This is a genomic window from Agrilactobacillus yilanensis (assembly GCF_003946725.1).
Classification (GTDB): Bacteria; Bacillota; Bacilli; order Lactobacillales; family Lactobacillaceae; genus Agrilactobacillus; species Agrilactobacillus yilanensis.
In genome coordinates this window covers 1-13721 of the sequence record NZ_RHOY01000010.1, presented here as the reverse complement: position 1 = coordinate 13721, position 13721 = coordinate 1, and the positions used below count along the sequence as shown (strand labels likewise).

The 13721-nt window shown below is 40.7% G+C and carries 15 protein-coding genes; 2 read left to right on the top strand and 13 right to left on the bottom strand.

Annotated features, from left to right (window positions below):
* Positions 1-63 precede the first annotated feature (63 nt).
* From recO to rpsU, 7 genes are all read right to left on the bottom strand, one after another.
* Complete coding sequence (recO, locus tag EKM93_RS08005; RefSeq protein WP_125714760.1) at positions 64-846, bottom strand: DNA repair protein RecO; 783 nt, start codon at positions 844-846, stop codon at positions 64-66.
* Between the two features lie 4 nt (positions 847-850).
* Positions 851-1765: a GTPase Era gene (era, locus tag EKM93_RS08000; protein ID WP_125714758.1), complete on the bottom strand. Its 915-nt coding sequence runs from the start codon at positions 1763-1765 to the stop codon at positions 851-853.
* Between the two features lie 12 nt (positions 1766-1777).
* A complete protein-coding gene (locus tag EKM93_RS07995) occupies positions 1778-2188 on the bottom strand; it encodes a diacylglycerol kinase family protein (RefSeq protein ID WP_125714756.1) in 411 nt (136 codons plus the stop codon).
* The gene (gene ybeY / locus EKM93_RS07990; protein WP_125714754.1) at positions 2172-2639 is read right to left on the bottom strand and encodes an rRNA maturation RNase YbeY; all 468 of its coding nucleotides are present in this window, start codon (positions 2637-2639) and stop codon (positions 2172-2174) included. The genes EKM93_RS07995 and ybeY overlap by 17 nt, the downstream gene beginning before the upstream one ends.
* Before the next feature lie 15 nt (positions 2640-2654).
* Positions 2655-3626 (bottom strand): PhoH family protein, encoded by a 972-nt coding sequence (locus tag EKM93_RS07985; protein ID WP_376923099.1) that lies wholly within the window; start codon positions 3624-3626, stop codon positions 2655-2657.
* A gap of 161 nt (positions 3627-3787) precedes the next feature.
* Complete coding sequence (locus EKM93_RS07980; RefSeq protein WP_125714752.1) at positions 3788-4237, bottom strand: GatB/YqeY domain-containing protein; 450 nt, start codon at positions 4235-4237, stop codon at positions 3788-3790.
* Between the two features lie 21 nt (positions 4238-4258).
* On the bottom strand, positions 4259-4435 hold the full coding sequence (gene rpsU / locus EKM93_RS07975; protein WP_125714750.1) for a 30S ribosomal protein S21: 177 nt from the start codon (positions 4433-4435) through the stop codon (positions 4259-4261).
* Between the two features lie 446 nt (positions 4436-4881).
* Here rpsU and EKM93_RS07970 point away from each other — a divergent pair, with 446 nt between their 5' ends.
* Positions 4882-5718, top strand: a complete 837-nt coding sequence (locus tag EKM93_RS07970) for a pyruvate, water dikinase regulatory protein (RefSeq protein ID WP_125714748.1) — start codon at positions 4882-4884, stop codon at positions 5716-5718.
* A 3-nt stretch (positions 5719-5721) separates the two neighbouring features.
* Here EKM93_RS07970 and EKM93_RS07965 read toward each other — a convergent pair whose 3' ends face one another.
* From EKM93_RS07965 to hisS, 6 genes are all read right to left on the bottom strand, one after another.
* Positions 5722-6618 (bottom strand): deoxyribonuclease IV, encoded by an 897-nt coding sequence (locus EKM93_RS07965; protein WP_191988492.1) that lies wholly within the window; start codon positions 6616-6618, stop codon positions 5722-5724.
* 9 nt (positions 6619-6627) lie between these two features.
* Positions 6628-7500, bottom strand: a complete 873-nt coding sequence (locus tag EKM93_RS07960) for a YitT family protein (RefSeq protein ID WP_125714744.1) — start codon at positions 7498-7500, stop codon at positions 6628-6630.
* A gap of 248 nt (positions 7501-7748) precedes the next feature.
* A complete protein-coding gene (gene msrA, locus EKM93_RS07955) occupies positions 7749-8276 on the bottom strand; it encodes a peptide-methionine (S)-S-oxide reductase MsrA (RefSeq protein ID WP_125714742.1) in 528 nt (175 codons plus the stop codon).
* A 12-nt stretch (positions 8277-8288) separates the two neighbouring features.
* On the bottom strand, positions 8289-8729 hold the full coding sequence (gene msrB / locus EKM93_RS07950) for a peptide-methionine (R)-S-oxide reductase MsrB (RefSeq protein ID WP_125714740.1): 441 nt from the start codon (positions 8727-8729) through the stop codon (positions 8289-8291).
* An 80-nt stretch (positions 8730-8809) separates the two neighbouring features.
* Positions 8810-10585, bottom strand: a complete 1776-nt coding sequence (gene aspS / locus EKM93_RS07945) for an aspartate--tRNA ligase (protein WP_125714739.1) — start codon at positions 10583-10585, stop codon at positions 8810-8812.
* A 2-nt stretch (positions 10586-10587) separates the two neighbouring features.
* A complete protein-coding gene (gene hisS / locus EKM93_RS07940) occupies positions 10588-11886 on the bottom strand; it encodes a histidine--tRNA ligase (protein WP_125714737.1) in 1299 nt (432 codons plus the stop codon).
* Between the two features lie 461 nt (positions 11887-12347).
* Here hisS and EKM93_RS07935 point away from each other — a divergent pair, with 461 nt between their 5' ends.
* Positions 12348-13646: an N-acetylmuramoyl-L-alanine amidase gene (locus tag EKM93_RS07935; protein ID WP_125714735.1), complete on the top strand. Its 1299-nt coding sequence runs from the start codon at positions 12348-12350 to the stop codon at positions 13644-13646.
* Positions 13647-13721 lie beyond the last annotated feature (75 nt).

Sequence of the window (13721 nt, the reverse complement as noted above, 5' to 3'; positions counted from 1 at the left end):
TTATCATCGTTGATTATTTACTATCCAATAATACAATAAAAATCAGAATTGTCAAACACTGCTTTAATCTTCTGATGGTTTTTTCAAAATACTGTCCGGCCAATCTGCCATTTCATCCAAAAAGTGTTTACTTTTGACATAAACCCCCACGGTATCTTGATAGATTTGATCAATCATCTGTTTTAATTCAGCTTTCGTTTCCGTTTTGAGCTTAATCGAATTAATCTTCGTTAAATCCACCGCCGCAAAAAGCCGCAGAAAATAAATCGCCCGCTGACTGGCATAAAACCGATTGGGATCCAAATGCCAATGCTGTGCGCATAACAGGCCCCCATAGCTTTCAGAATAGTCAAAGGGCCGATCCGTATGCTGACAAATAACACAGCTTTCTAAATTCGGCTGCACCCCAAAAACCTGCAATAGCTGTACTTCCATAATATGGGTAATTATTTGGGGATCAAAACCTTCATCAATGAGCTTTAAGGCTTGAAAAACTCGGCCAAACCAATAATCCAACGGCACGGCATCTTCAAAAGCTTTGTCGATCAAGCCTAAAATATAGCTGGCATACGCATTTAAAACAATATCTTGGCTGATCTGCCAAAAATGATGAGTTTCTTTTGCTGTATTAATAAAAGATAACCCGTCACGGATATCGCCCACATATTGCCCATATGTAAATGGCAGAATCGCTGAGGCCAGTCGATTTTTAGGCCGTTTGCCACCTTTTACTAAAAACATTTTTTTTCCAAAGCGATCGGTAATCATCTTAACTAACAAATCCCGTTCCCGATAGTCCCGACGAAATAAAATCAAACCTTGGAATGTTTCAATTTCATGTGCCATATCATCACTTAAATTCTTTTAAATTATAACCTGAACGTTGTAAAAATAAAGGATCATCCCGCCAGTTCTTTTGAACCCGGACCCAAAGCTTTAAGTTAATTTTTTCGCCTAATAAACCTTCAATTTCACGGCGGGCATTGATGCCAATTTTCTTCAGCATGGCGCCGCCTTTGCCAATAACAATCCCTTTTTGGCTATCCCGTTCTACAAAAATCACCGCGTCCACTTGCAACTTATCATTCACCCGCTGATTCATAGATTCCAAGACAACTGCCACCGCATGGGGAATTTCGTCACGGGTTAAGTGTAAAACTTGTTCCCGGATTAATTCAGAGACAACAAAGTATTCTGGATGATCCGTTAATTGATCTTCAGGATAATATTGGGGGCCTACGGGTAAAAAGTCTTTAATTTTAGCTAATAAATCCGGAACGTTATTGCCTTGGGTTGCCGAAATTGGATAAACTTCGGTAAAGTCTAAAATATCGGTATAGCCGCTAATAATTTCTGGTAATTTATCCGGGTGCACTAAATCAATTTTGTTCACTAACAGTAAGATCGGTGTGTTGGCCTGTTTTAATAAATTCATAATATATTTATCACCAGGGCCGATTTTGTCGTCAGCAGCCACCATAAATAAGACAACGTCTACTTCTTTTAACGTTGAAATAGCCGCATCATCCATATATTCATCTAAATCATTTTTAGGTTTATGAATACCTGGTGTGTCCACAAAAACAATTTGTGCCGCGTCATCCGTGTAAATCCCATTAATTTTATTCCGTGTCGTTTGCGCTTTGTCAGACATAATGGCAATTTTTTCACCAATGACCCGATTCATCAATGTAGATTTACCCACATTAGGTCGGCCTAAAATCGCTACAAAACCTGAATGAAATGCTTTATTTGTTTCCGTCACGTAAAAATCCCCTTAACTTAAATTCAAAAGTTTTAATAATGCTGGTATAAAAATAATAGCGCCGACAATGACCGCAAATAATGCCGTGAGCAAAACGATCCCAGCGGATAAATCTTTGATCACTTTTGCCAATGGATAATACGCATGCTGGGTCGTCAAATCCACGATATATTCGGCAACGCTATTCCATAATTCCGCTTGGAAAACTAAAAAGCTCACCAAAATGAGCCATAAAAAATCAGTTTGCGGTAAGTGTAAAAAATAAGCCGCTAGTAACACTAAAACGGCGATTAAAATATCCCGGCGTAAATTGGTTTCGTGTTTTATGGCAAAACCGATACCCCGGGCAGCATGTTTAAAAGATTGAAAAAATGAATGGTTTTTATCTGTTTGCGGCTTATTAGGCTTATCGTTTAAGGCCATAGCTTTCCAGAATCTCCTCTTGCAAGCCGATCATTTTTTGCTCATCTTCTGGTTTGATATGATCATAGCCGTTCAGATGTAAAAAGCCATGGACCACTGTATAGCCTAATTCGCGGTGGTAGGAATGACCATAATCTTCAGCATGGGTCTTGGCTACAGCAGGCGCAATAATCAAATCACCAATATTTCTAGGAATGCCCAAATCAGCTTCTAATTCAGACATACCGTCATCGTCATCTTCAATGGCAAAACTGATGACATCTGTTGGTCGATCAACTTGGCGGTATTTTTGGTTCACTTCTTGAATGCCTTTAGGTGTTACAAACGTAATTGACATTTCAGTTTCTGCGGCAACAGTCAGTGTTTTAGCCGCAAAGTCAATTAAATTCTGGACCAATTTAATTTCATCTGGTGTTAATAATTTGTCTTCATCATAAATCGTTAAATTCATAGTTGCCTCCAAGACTTAAGCTTGTTTATTCTGCCGCGCATAGGCGTCAATAATACTTGCTACAACGGGATGCCGTACCACATCATTCGCTGTAAAATTCACAAAGCCAATATGATCAATATTTTTCAAAATTTGTTGCGCTTCAATTAGACCACTTTTTTGATTGTGGGGTAAATCAATTTGCGTGATATCCCCATTAATGACCATTTTTGACTCAAAGCCCAGCCGTGTTAAAAACATCTTCATTTGTGCAGGCGTTGTATTTTGCGCTTCGTCCAAAATCACAAAAGCTTCTTCTAACGTCCGACCCCGCATATAAGCCAACGGAGCGATTTCAATTAACCCCCGGTCTACTAACCGATTGGTTTGATCGGTGCCCATAATGTTATATAACGCATCATAAACCGGCCGCAAATAAGGATCTACTTTATCTTTTAAATCCCCTGGCAAAAAGCCCAGATTTTCCCCGGCTTCAACTGCTGGCCGAGTTAAAATCAAGCGCTGAACTTGGCCTTTTTTCATAGCCAAAACTGCCTTAGCCACTGCAATATAAGTTTTCCCCGTGCCTGCTGGTCCAATGCCAAACGTAATATCATTGTGATCTATTGAATCCACATAGCGTCGCTGCCCCATGTTTTTAACGCGAATGACGCGATGTCTTGCATCTTTAATAATCTCTTGATCGTAAAAGTCTTGGAAATATTCTAAAGTCCCTTTAGTCGCCATTTTAATGGCACTGATCACGTCAGCGTTACTGATGCTGATGCCTTTTTCCAATACTTGATATAAGTTGTCTAGTACTTGATAGCTCTGATCCACTTTGGGCTGTTCACCAGTAATTTTGATATTTGTACCAAAAAGATTTAAAACCACTGATAAACCTTCTTCGATTAAGGTTAAATATTGGTCATTTGCCCCAACTAATCCCGCCGTTTTACCAGCATCTAGTACTTCAAACGTGCGTTCCGTATTCACCGCTTCTGTCAATACATCAAGCTCCTTCAATAGTTTATAACAGTATCATAACACAAGATTATCTCAACTTGTATGCCATAATAGTTATATAAAAGAATGATAATATTTGTAAGTGTTTAAAAAAAGTGTCCGACACCAGATTAACTGTATCGAACACTTCATTGCATTTTAGATTATAATGCTGTCAATGCCTTCTTAACGATTGCATTCACAACGCCGCCGTCTGCCTTGCCTTTAACTTGTGGCATTAAAGCGCCCATTACTTTACCAAAATCCTTTGTAGATTTGGCACCGACCTTTGTAATTGTTGCTTCGACTAAAGCTTGTACTTCAGCTTCAGTCATCTGCTGAGGCATGTATTCAGAGACGATTTGGATTTCTTGTTTTGTGTGATCCACTAAGTCGGTACGCCCGGCCTTAGTAAAATCTTCTAAAGATTCTTTACGTTGCTTTAATTCACGTGACAAAACGGCCAATTCTTCTTGATCGGATAAATCATGGCCTAATTTGATCTGCTCATTAGTTACGCCTGTTTTTAACATGCGAATAACCGTTAAGCGATCTTTGTCCCGTGCCTTCATGGCAGTTTTTAAATCTTCATTTAGCTTCGTTAACAAACTCACAGGATCATTTCCTTAACAAGTTTAGAATTTTTTACGTTTACGAGCAGCTTCTGATTTAAGCTTACGCTTAACACTTGGCTTTTCGTAAAATTCCCTCTTGCGGTATTCTTGGAGTGTGCCACTTTTAGACACAGAACGCTTGAAGCGACGAAGAGCATCATCTAAAGATTCGTTTTTATGAACGACTGTCTTTGCCATCTGAAAATCCCTCCCTCCAAATCAGTGTAACGCTCTACAAATGGGTTATTGCAAAACCGTTCTTAACTATTATATCGAAACTCATTTAAACGGTCAACGCAAATCATTAGATTATTTATATAAAGTTTGATTTTTTAATATTTCGTCAAAAATCAAGTCCTATTTATCGGGTCATGAAACCCCTTTACAAAGCGATATATAGGCTTTTTTGCGTAATAAATATAATTCAAAAATGACTGTTAAGTGACAAAAATAATTGGAATTTTAAGGTCAATTTATACATTTATACCGCCTAAAAGTGCTTTTATACCCAAAAATGCGCTTCTTTTTCCAACTTGATCAAATTTATCAACCTTTAAAATAGGCACTTTTGTCGCACTTTACTTAGGGATTTCGCGGTAATTATGGTAAAATTTTAGTAACATATCCGTTTGGAGGGAAGTATAATGTCTGATACAACACCTGAATTGCAGCGCATTACGCTTTATATTATTTCCGATTCTGTCGGTGAAACCGGCTTTAATTTAGCCCAAGCTGTGATGTCCCAATTTCCAAAAATCAAACCTATTTACTGCCGTTTTCCATTTATCAATACTGAAGAGAAATTAAACCATGTTTTAGAACAGGCTAAAGCTGATAAGCAGCCCATTGTCATTCATACCCTAGCTACAAAAGGGCTCAGCTCTATGGTCGCTAATTTCTGTGAGCAAAACGGTTTAGTGCATTATGATTATATTTCACCGCTGCTCAACGAAGTTTCAAAACGAACGGGGCTTGTTCAAACTTATGAAGCTGGGGCGGTCCATCATCTAAATGCCCGCTATTTTGACCGTATTTCAGCGATGGAATTTGCCGTTTTATATGATGACGGCAAAGATCCCAATGGCTTTTTGAAGGCCGATGTGGTGCTTTTAGGCGTTTCTAGAACTTCTAAAACCCCGTTATCCTTATTCTTAGCCAATCGCAATATTAAAGTGGCCAATTTACCCCTGGTACCCCAAGCCCATATTCCCGATGAACTTTGGAAAGTGGATCCAAAAAAGATCATTGGCTTAACCAATGATCCTGGTATTTTGAATAATATTCGCCGTGAACGCATGATTGCTTACGGCCTAAATCCAGATACGACTTATTCAGATATGACCCGCATTAAAGAAGAATTGGACTACGCCAATGACTTGTACCAAAAACTAGGCTGCATGGTCATTAATGTGGCTAATCGGTCAATTGAAGAAACCGCCACAATTATTATTGAAGCTTTAGATTTACAAGATTATGAATAAAGCTTAAGCTTGTGCTTCAATTTTTGTCAGTAAGTCAGGGTCAAATTCATTGGCCCGCAACATGGCAATTTCATATTTATAAGGGGGCTGCTGATGCTTTTTATCTGGACCCACATAAGGTGTTTCCATAATCATCGGCCGATCTTGTAATGCCGGATGATGGGCAATTTTACTCAAGGCGTCAAAGCCGATAGTCCCAAAACCGATATTGGCATGGCGATCTTTATGACTGCCTTGGGGATTTTTAGAATCATTTAAATGGATCAGCTGTAATTTATCCAAGCCGATAATCCGATCAAATTCTGCTAGAACGCCATCAAAATCTTCTCGAACATTATAGCCCGCATCATTAGTGTGACACGTGTCAAAGGTCACACTAATTTTTTCGTTATAGGTAATTCCTGCAATCATCTGGGCAATTTCTTCAAAATTCCGCCCAACTTCAGTCCCTTTCCCCGCCATCGTTTCTAGGGCAATATGAACCTTTTGTTCTGGGGTAATAACTTCATTTAAACCTTTAATAATTTGTGCAATGGCCGCAGATGCCCCTGCCCCAACGTGGGCACCGGGATGCAACGTCATTTGTGTCGCCCCCAACGCATCAGCCCGCTGCACCTCCGCCCGTAAAAAATCTACCGCAAAGCCGTAGTTTTCGGGCTTTTTCGTGTTCCCTAAATTAATAATATAAGGCGCATGGACAATGACTGATTGGATATGATGGGCCGCCATATACGCTTTGCCCGCAGGAATATTTAAATCCTCAATTGGCTTGCGGCGCGTATTCTGCGGCGCACCAGTGTAGACCATCATCGTATCTGCCCCAAAACTAGCGGCATCTTGAGCTGAGCCTAAAAGCATGGCTTGCCCTTTCATTGAAACGTGTGAGCCAATAATCAAAATAATACCCTCCTATTGTTTTGGTTCAATAAAACGACCAATAATTTTAACGGCACTGGTGATACTAATAAAAGCGCCAGGATCGGCTAACTTCATCGCATTTTCTAAATCGTAAATCTCAAATTGTGAAATGACGGTAAATAAAATGGTTTTTTCTTGATGTTTATAAGCCCCTTCTGCATCATGAACAATGGTAATACCCCGGGGCATTTCATTTTGAATTTGTGTAATAACCGCTTTAGGATGACTGGTTACGATCATCACTTGCAGGCGCCGGTCTTTTGTATAAATCATATCAATAACCCGGCCGTTAATAAAGATCCCTAGCGCACTGTAGAGTGCGTGGGGCCAGTCGTAAATAAAACCCGCAGCCAGCAGGATCATGGCATTAAAGGCGATGTTAATCGTCCCCACACTTTTACCTGTTTTTTTACGTAACGTAATACCGATAATATCAATCCCACCGGTGGAAATACCATTACGCAGCGCTAAACCGGTCCCAATACCGTTAGAAATCGCCCCAAAAATCGCACAAATAATCGGATCCGTTGTTAAATGTCGGGTAACCATTAACCGGATCATCACACTGGACAAAATAACACATAGCATTGTAAAAATTGTAAAATGATGGCCGATTTTACGCCAGGCCAATACGAATAAGGGCACGTTTAAAACAACGATCATCAGTGGTGTGGATAAGGGAATCGCTGTATGTTTTGTGATAGTGGCAATTAATTGAGCGGCACCGGTAATCCCCGAAGCGTAAATACCACCGGATTCCCAAAAAAAGTTCATGGCAAAGGCGACAGCGACGGCATAAAAAAACGCACTGGTTGCTTTGGAGATATTTTGATGCCTTCTAATAATTCGATCTAGTTCTTCCATTGAACCATTAGCCTCAATTCTTAATTAGTTTGTCAAGCTTTATTGATTTTATCATATGTCGGAAATGTTACAAGTTTTAAAACAAATCCCGGTTACAGGCCGTCTCTGTATTATTACAGGCGGTAAGTAAAAAGAAGCCCCGCTGCTAACAGGACTTCCTTAGTAAGCCACTTTAAAAACCGTAGCGCCGTTATTACACGATACCTTTAGTTTACAGAATCAACGCCTTAAAATCAAAAATTAAACGGCTATTTGTTTTCAGACCAATGTTTCTTAATGAATGCTGCGCGGCCCCCAGCTTCTTCTAGGGCATACCGTTGGGGCTGCTTTTTATAAAAATCTTGGTGTTCAACTTCCGCCGGATAAAAAGGCTGTGCGGCTTCAATGGCCGTTACAATCGGCTGATCAAAGCGCTGACTGGCTTCAAGTTTTGCTTTTGAGGCTGTGGCGGCGGCTTCTTGGGCTTTGGAGTTCACAAAGATCACTGGCCGATAATTATCGCCTCGGTCTTGAAATTGCCCCATGGCATCGGTGGGATCTGTAACTTGCCAATAAATATCCAGCAGCTGTTCATAAGTCATCACCGTATTGTCAAAGGTAATCTCAACCGCTTCCGTATGCCCCGTTGTGTGACTGCAAACTTGTTCATAAGTGGGATTGGGCACGTGGCCCCCCGTATACCCGGAAATTACCGATAAAACGCCGGGAAAAGTATCAAACGGCTGTACCATACACCAAAAACAGCCCCCAGCAAAAATTGCTTTTTCTGCTGCCATTTCTTGATCACCTCAATCAAATAATTTTAAATAAGCGCCATAACCAGCTGCCTGGAGCTGCGCTTTAGGAATAAACTTTAAAGCCGCGGAATTAATACAATAGCGCAGACCGCCTTTATCAGTTGGGCCATCTGTAAAAACATGACCTAAATGGGCATCAGCGACTTTGCTGCGGACTTCCGTGCGTTCCATCATTAAGCTGCGATCCCGTTTTTGTGTCAATTTCGCCACAGGCTTAGTGAATGCCGGCCAACCACAGCCGGCATCATATTTATCCAGGGATGTAAATAATGGTTCACCACTGATGACATCCACATATAACCCAGGTTCATAAAAAGCATCATAAGTCCCGGAAAAAGGCGGTTCGGTAGCCCCGTTTTGAGTCACCGCATACTGCAGCGGTGTTAGCTTTTTCTGTAAATCTGCTTTAACGTCCGCTTTAGAATCTGTCATTTAAAGGCCTCCTTATCAAAATACCGTTTAAAAAAAGCGGTTCGGTCAAAAATCAATTCTAACCAGACCGCTTATTTATTTTAATCTAATGGTTTTTCAACTTCAATCCCCAGTTCATCCAATTGCGTTGGTGCCACTGGCATTGGCGCATTGGTCATTGGTTCAGTTGCTTTGGAATTCTTAGGAAATGCAATGACATCCCGAATATTATCCCGATTTGAAAGCAGCATGGCAAACCGGTCTAAACCAATTGCTAAACCGCCATGGGGTGGAAAACCGTAGTCTAAGGCATCTAACAAGAAGCCAAATTGCGCTTGCGCTTTTTCTTTCGTAAAGCCCAATGCCCGCAGCATTTTTTCTTGAATTTCTCTTGTGTGAATACGAATTGAGCCACCGCCCAATTCATAACCGTTGAGCACAATATCATAACTTTGCGCATAAGCTTGATGCGGATCTTCGCCTTCATCTAAGTAATGCAAGTCCGCTTCATTTGGCATAGTGAACGGATGATGGGCTGCTGTCCAACGTTGAATGCCTTCATCGTATTCAAATAATGGCCAATTCAAGACCCATAAGAAATTGAATTTTGATTCGTCAATTAAACCTAATTTATGGCCGAAATGAACCCGCAAATAACCTAAACTGTCGGCTACAACTTTTTTAGTATCGGCTACAAATAACAGTAAATCGCCGGCTTTAGCACCTAATTTTTCTAGTAATGGCGTCCGTTGTTCCTTTAAGAACTTCGCTGCTGGACCGGTTAAATCATCTTCTGTTACTTTTACAAAAGCTAAGCCCTTCGCCCCAAAACGTTTAATATGTTCTTGTTGGCCTTCAATATCTTTACGAGAATACTTATCAGCCGCACCGCTTAAGACAATCGCCTTCACTTGACCGCCATTAGCAATCGCATTTTGGAAAACTTTAAAACTGCTGTCTTTGAAAAAGTCTGACAAATCTTGTAATTCCATGCCAAATCGCGTATCCGGTTTGTCAGAACCATATCTGGCCATGGCTTCATCCCAATCCATCCGTGGGAATGGTCTAGGAATATCTAAGCCTTTTTCATCATGCATGACTTCTGCAATGAGCCCTTCCGTTAAAGCTTGAATTTCTTCAGCATCTAAAAAGCTTGTTTCCAAGTCAATCTGCGTAAATTCAGGCTGCCGATCGCCCCGTAAATCTTCATCCCGGAAACAACGGGCCAATTGATAGTAACGATCAAAACCGGCGCCCATCAATAATTGTTTAAATAATTGCGGTGATTGCGGTAAAGCAAAGAAGCTACCCGGATAAACCCGAGAAGGCACTAAGTAATCCCGAGCCCCTTCTGGCGTTGATTTTGTCAAATCTGGCGTTTCAATTTCAATAAAATCTTCCCGATCTAAGAAATGATGCACTGATTTCATAATCTGCGCTCTTGTCCGGATCCCTGCTGCCATTTCTGGCCGTCTTAAATCCAAATAACGATATTTCAATTTTAAATCTTCAGAAGCCGAAACATTGTCTTCAATATAAAATGGCGGTGTTTTAGCCTTGTTTAAAATCTTAATCGCCGTTACTTCAACTTCTACTTTTCCCGTCTTCATTTTCGGATTAATCGCAGATTCACTTCTAGCTTGAACTTTACCATGAACACTAATCACATATTCAGCCCGTAACGTGTCCGCTAAAGCTAAAGCCGTTTCAGAGAATTCTTGACTGAAAACCAATTGTAAAATGCCTTCACGGTCTCGCAAATCAATAAAAATTAAATTCCCTAAATCGCGCCGTTTTTGGACCCAGCCTGCTAAATCAATTTCTTGGCCCACATAGTCTTCATTGATTAAGCCAGCATAATTTGTACGTTTTACCAAAATTATTCGCCCTCACTTTGTCTAAAGTCATCGTAAATTTTTTTGAAGTTTGTTGTAATTTCCGCAAATGGCAGACTCTTTTGAACCCCAGTGGCCATATCTTTAACTTGCGCCACACTTTGAGCAATTTCATCGTCGCCAACCGTCAATACAACTGCCGCGTGGTTCCGATCAGCGGCCTTAAACTGTGCCTTAGGCTTACGATCCAAATAATCACGATCCACCGAAAAGCCTTGTTTTCTCAAAGATTGAACTAGTTTTAAGGTTACAGGTGACGCTTTGTCTCCAATGCCCACCACGTACACGTCCAAATTATCCTGCAATTGCTTCGTAACTTGTTCGTCCAGCAATAAGATCAGGCGTTCAACCCCCATGCCAAAACCAAACCCAGACATTTCTGGACCGCCTAATTCTTGAACTAGGCCATCATAGCGACCGCCGGCAATAACGGTGATCTCCTTGTTGCCAAAAGCTTCAGCAGTCGTCATTACTTCAAAAATAGTGTGGTTATAATAATCCAGTCCCCGAACCATCGTCGTATCCACGTCATAGGCAATGCCCAAATCATCTAACAACGCCTTAACTGTCGTAAAATGCTGTTGTGCCGCCTCTGTCAAATAATCCAAAATTGAAGGCGCATCTTTGACAATTTCTTTATCCTTTGGATCTTTACTGTCTAACACCCGCAATGGATTTTTTTCTAAACGGACTTTAGAATCTTCGCTCAATTCATCAAAATGCGGTTTCAAAAAGTCGACCAATGCTTGATGATAGGCTTTTCTTGTCTCTGGATCACCTAAAGTATTGATGGCTAATTTCATATTTTTGATATTAAATGACTTTAAAATCTCCATGGCCATGGCCATTACTTCGACATCCACCACCGGACTATCTGAACCAAACGCTTCAACGCCGATTTGATGGAATTGCCGTTGCCGGCCAGATTGCGGTCGTTCATAACGAAACATTGGGCCCATGTAATAGACTTTATAAGGTTTATTATGTTCTGGGCCATAAAGTTTGTTTTCAACAAAGGCCCGGACAACCCCGGCAGTGCCTTCTGGTCTCAACGCAATATGCCGGTGCCCTTTATCTTCAAAATCATACATTTCTTTGGTCACGATATCTGAAGTTTCACCAGAACTTCTAGAGAATACTTCATAAGATTCAAACATCGGTGTCCGAATTTCTGCAAAACGGTAACGATTAAATATTTGACGGACGGTACTTTCTACATATTGCCATTTCTCAGATTCGCCCGGTAAAATATCAGCTGTGCCCTTAGGTCGTTGATACTTCAAACAAATGCCTTCTTTCTACAATCAGGTCTGCTAACTCACAGTTACGTCAAAAACAATAAAAAGCGCCCCTGTTTATTTAACAAGGGCGCTTTCGCGCGGTACCACCTAGTTTTGGTCACTAACTTTGATAACGCTGCACGCAGCGGAGTTTCTTCAAAGCTTCAAAAGTGTCAGTTCAACTAAGTTACCTTTCAGCAGTCGGTACCTTCTCTTTAATAGTTATATTATGCTTCATCAACAGCTTGATCTAATATTCAATTCTATATGAGAATACAACATCTCACCCTATAAAGTCAATAATTTGTCAAAGGATAACGCCTAAGTGAAGCCCTTTCAAGCGAAATAATTACTTTTTATTAAAAGTTTTTAAGATTTTTATGCGTTTCAACAAAAAAATACCTTTACTTTGTTTTTTTTGATACGCTTATAGTAGTTATAATCTAACCTCAGGAATGATAAATATGGAAAATAAACGTATTTTAATTAATTTAAAAAAATACTTCAATTTACTGCTGATTGCGATTGCGTTATTTCTAGCTTTAGGTTCAGCAGTTGTCTTAGCGGATCAAAATAAAATTGAAGTGAAAGCCACCGTTGTTAACGTTAGAACTGGTCCTGGCTTATCTTATGATATTTTGGATAAAGTTAAGTCCGGCACCCAACTAGACGTTATCAGCCAAAAAAATGGCTGGTACCAAGTGCGGCTGGATAAGGCTAAAATTGGCTGGGTTGCCGGCTGGTTGTTAAATAGTACCGAAATTGGTCTAAATAGTTCGAATAAAGTTGGTAAAATCAATACAACAAACGTTTCGATCTACCAACAGGCCAGTACGACCGCGGCCGTTTTAGATACTGCCACCGTCAACCAAACCGTCACTATTTTATACACGACCAACGGCTGGACCCAAGTGAAATATAATAATATTGTAGGCTGGGTCCAAAGTAATACCTTAAATACAACTAACGCCACCGATGACAATGCCACTCAAAATACCGCCATTCAAGGTTATCGGTTAACAACAAAACAAGCGGATACAAAATTACGTAAAACTGCCAACATGAACGGCGCTATTGTGGCAACGTTAGACAATGATACCCCGCTGACTTACATTAAATCCGTTGGTCAATGGTACCAGGCTAAAACTAACGACGGCCAAGTGGGCTATGTGGCCAACTGGGTCGTCACTAAAACTGCCGTCGCTGAAATCGTGAAGCCAACTAGCCTAGCTAAAGCGACCATTGTTTTAGATCCTGGTCATGGCGGCAGCGATTCCGGTGCCCTTTCTAACAGCGGTCAATACGAAAAGAAATACACCCTAGCCGTTGCCCAGCAAGTTGCCAGTCGACTGCGAGAAGCCGGTGCCAATGTGATTATGACCCGCAGCAGTGATCAAAGCGTCAGTTTAGCCAAACGGCCGCAGATTTCAAATAACACTAACGCCGATGCGTTCATCAGTTTCCATTTTGATTCCACCGAATCTTCTAATGACGCCTCCGGTATTACCACTTATTATTACAGTAAATCCAAAGACAGTCCCCTAGCTAAAGACCTATCACAACAGTTAAGCAGCCTACCTTTGACCAATAAAGGCACCCAATACGGCGATTATCAAGTCTTAAGAGACAACGTACGCCCATCCGTTTTACTAGAATTAGGCTACATCAATACTAAAAAAGACTTCAGTAAAATCTCCTCAACAAGCTATCAAGAAGCCATCGCTGACGCCGTTTATAAAGCCTTAAACCAGTATTTTAGCTAGAGATAATATGAAATGACCCCCTAGATTGCCAATTCGGGGATTCAGGAAGATAATGTTTATAACCAAAACAAACAC

What these genes read in the sequence shown, in the direction of transcription:
- recO (WP_125714760.1), bottom strand. Translation starts at nt 846, where the DNA reads ATGGCACATGAAATTGAAACATTCCAAGGTTTGATTTTATTTCGTCGG.
- EKM93_RS07995 (WP_125714756.1), bottom strand. Translation starts at nt 2,188, where the DNA reads ATGGCCTTAAACGATAAGCCTAATAAGCCGCAAACAGATAAAAACCAT.
- ybeY (WP_125714754.1), bottom strand. Translation starts at nt 2,639, where the DNA reads ATGAATTTAACGATTTATGATGAAGACAAATTATTAACACCAGATGAA.
- rpsU (WP_125714750.1), bottom strand. Translation starts at nt 4,435, where the DNA reads ATGGCAAAGACAGTCGTTCATAAAAACGAATCTTTAGATGATGCTCTT.
- EKM93_RS07970 (WP_125714748.1), top strand. Translation starts at nt 4,882, where the DNA reads ATGTCTGATACAACACCTGAATTGCAGCGCATTACGCTTTATATTATT.
- EKM93_RS07960 (WP_125714744.1), bottom strand. Translation starts at nt 7,500, where the DNA reads ATGGAAGAACTAGATCGAATTATTAGAAGGCATCAAAATATCTCCAAA.
- msrA (WP_125714742.1), bottom strand. Translation starts at nt 8,276, where the DNA reads ATGGCAGCAGAAAAAGCAATTTTTGCTGGGGGCTGTTTTTGGTGTATG.
- msrB (WP_125714740.1), bottom strand. Translation starts at nt 8,729, where the DNA reads ATGACAGATTCTAAAGCGGACGTTAAAGCAGATTTACAGAAAAAGCTA.
- EKM93_RS07935 (WP_125714735.1), top strand. Translation starts at nt 12,348, where the DNA reads ATGGAAAATAAACGTATTTTAATTAATTTAAAAAAATACTTCAATTTA.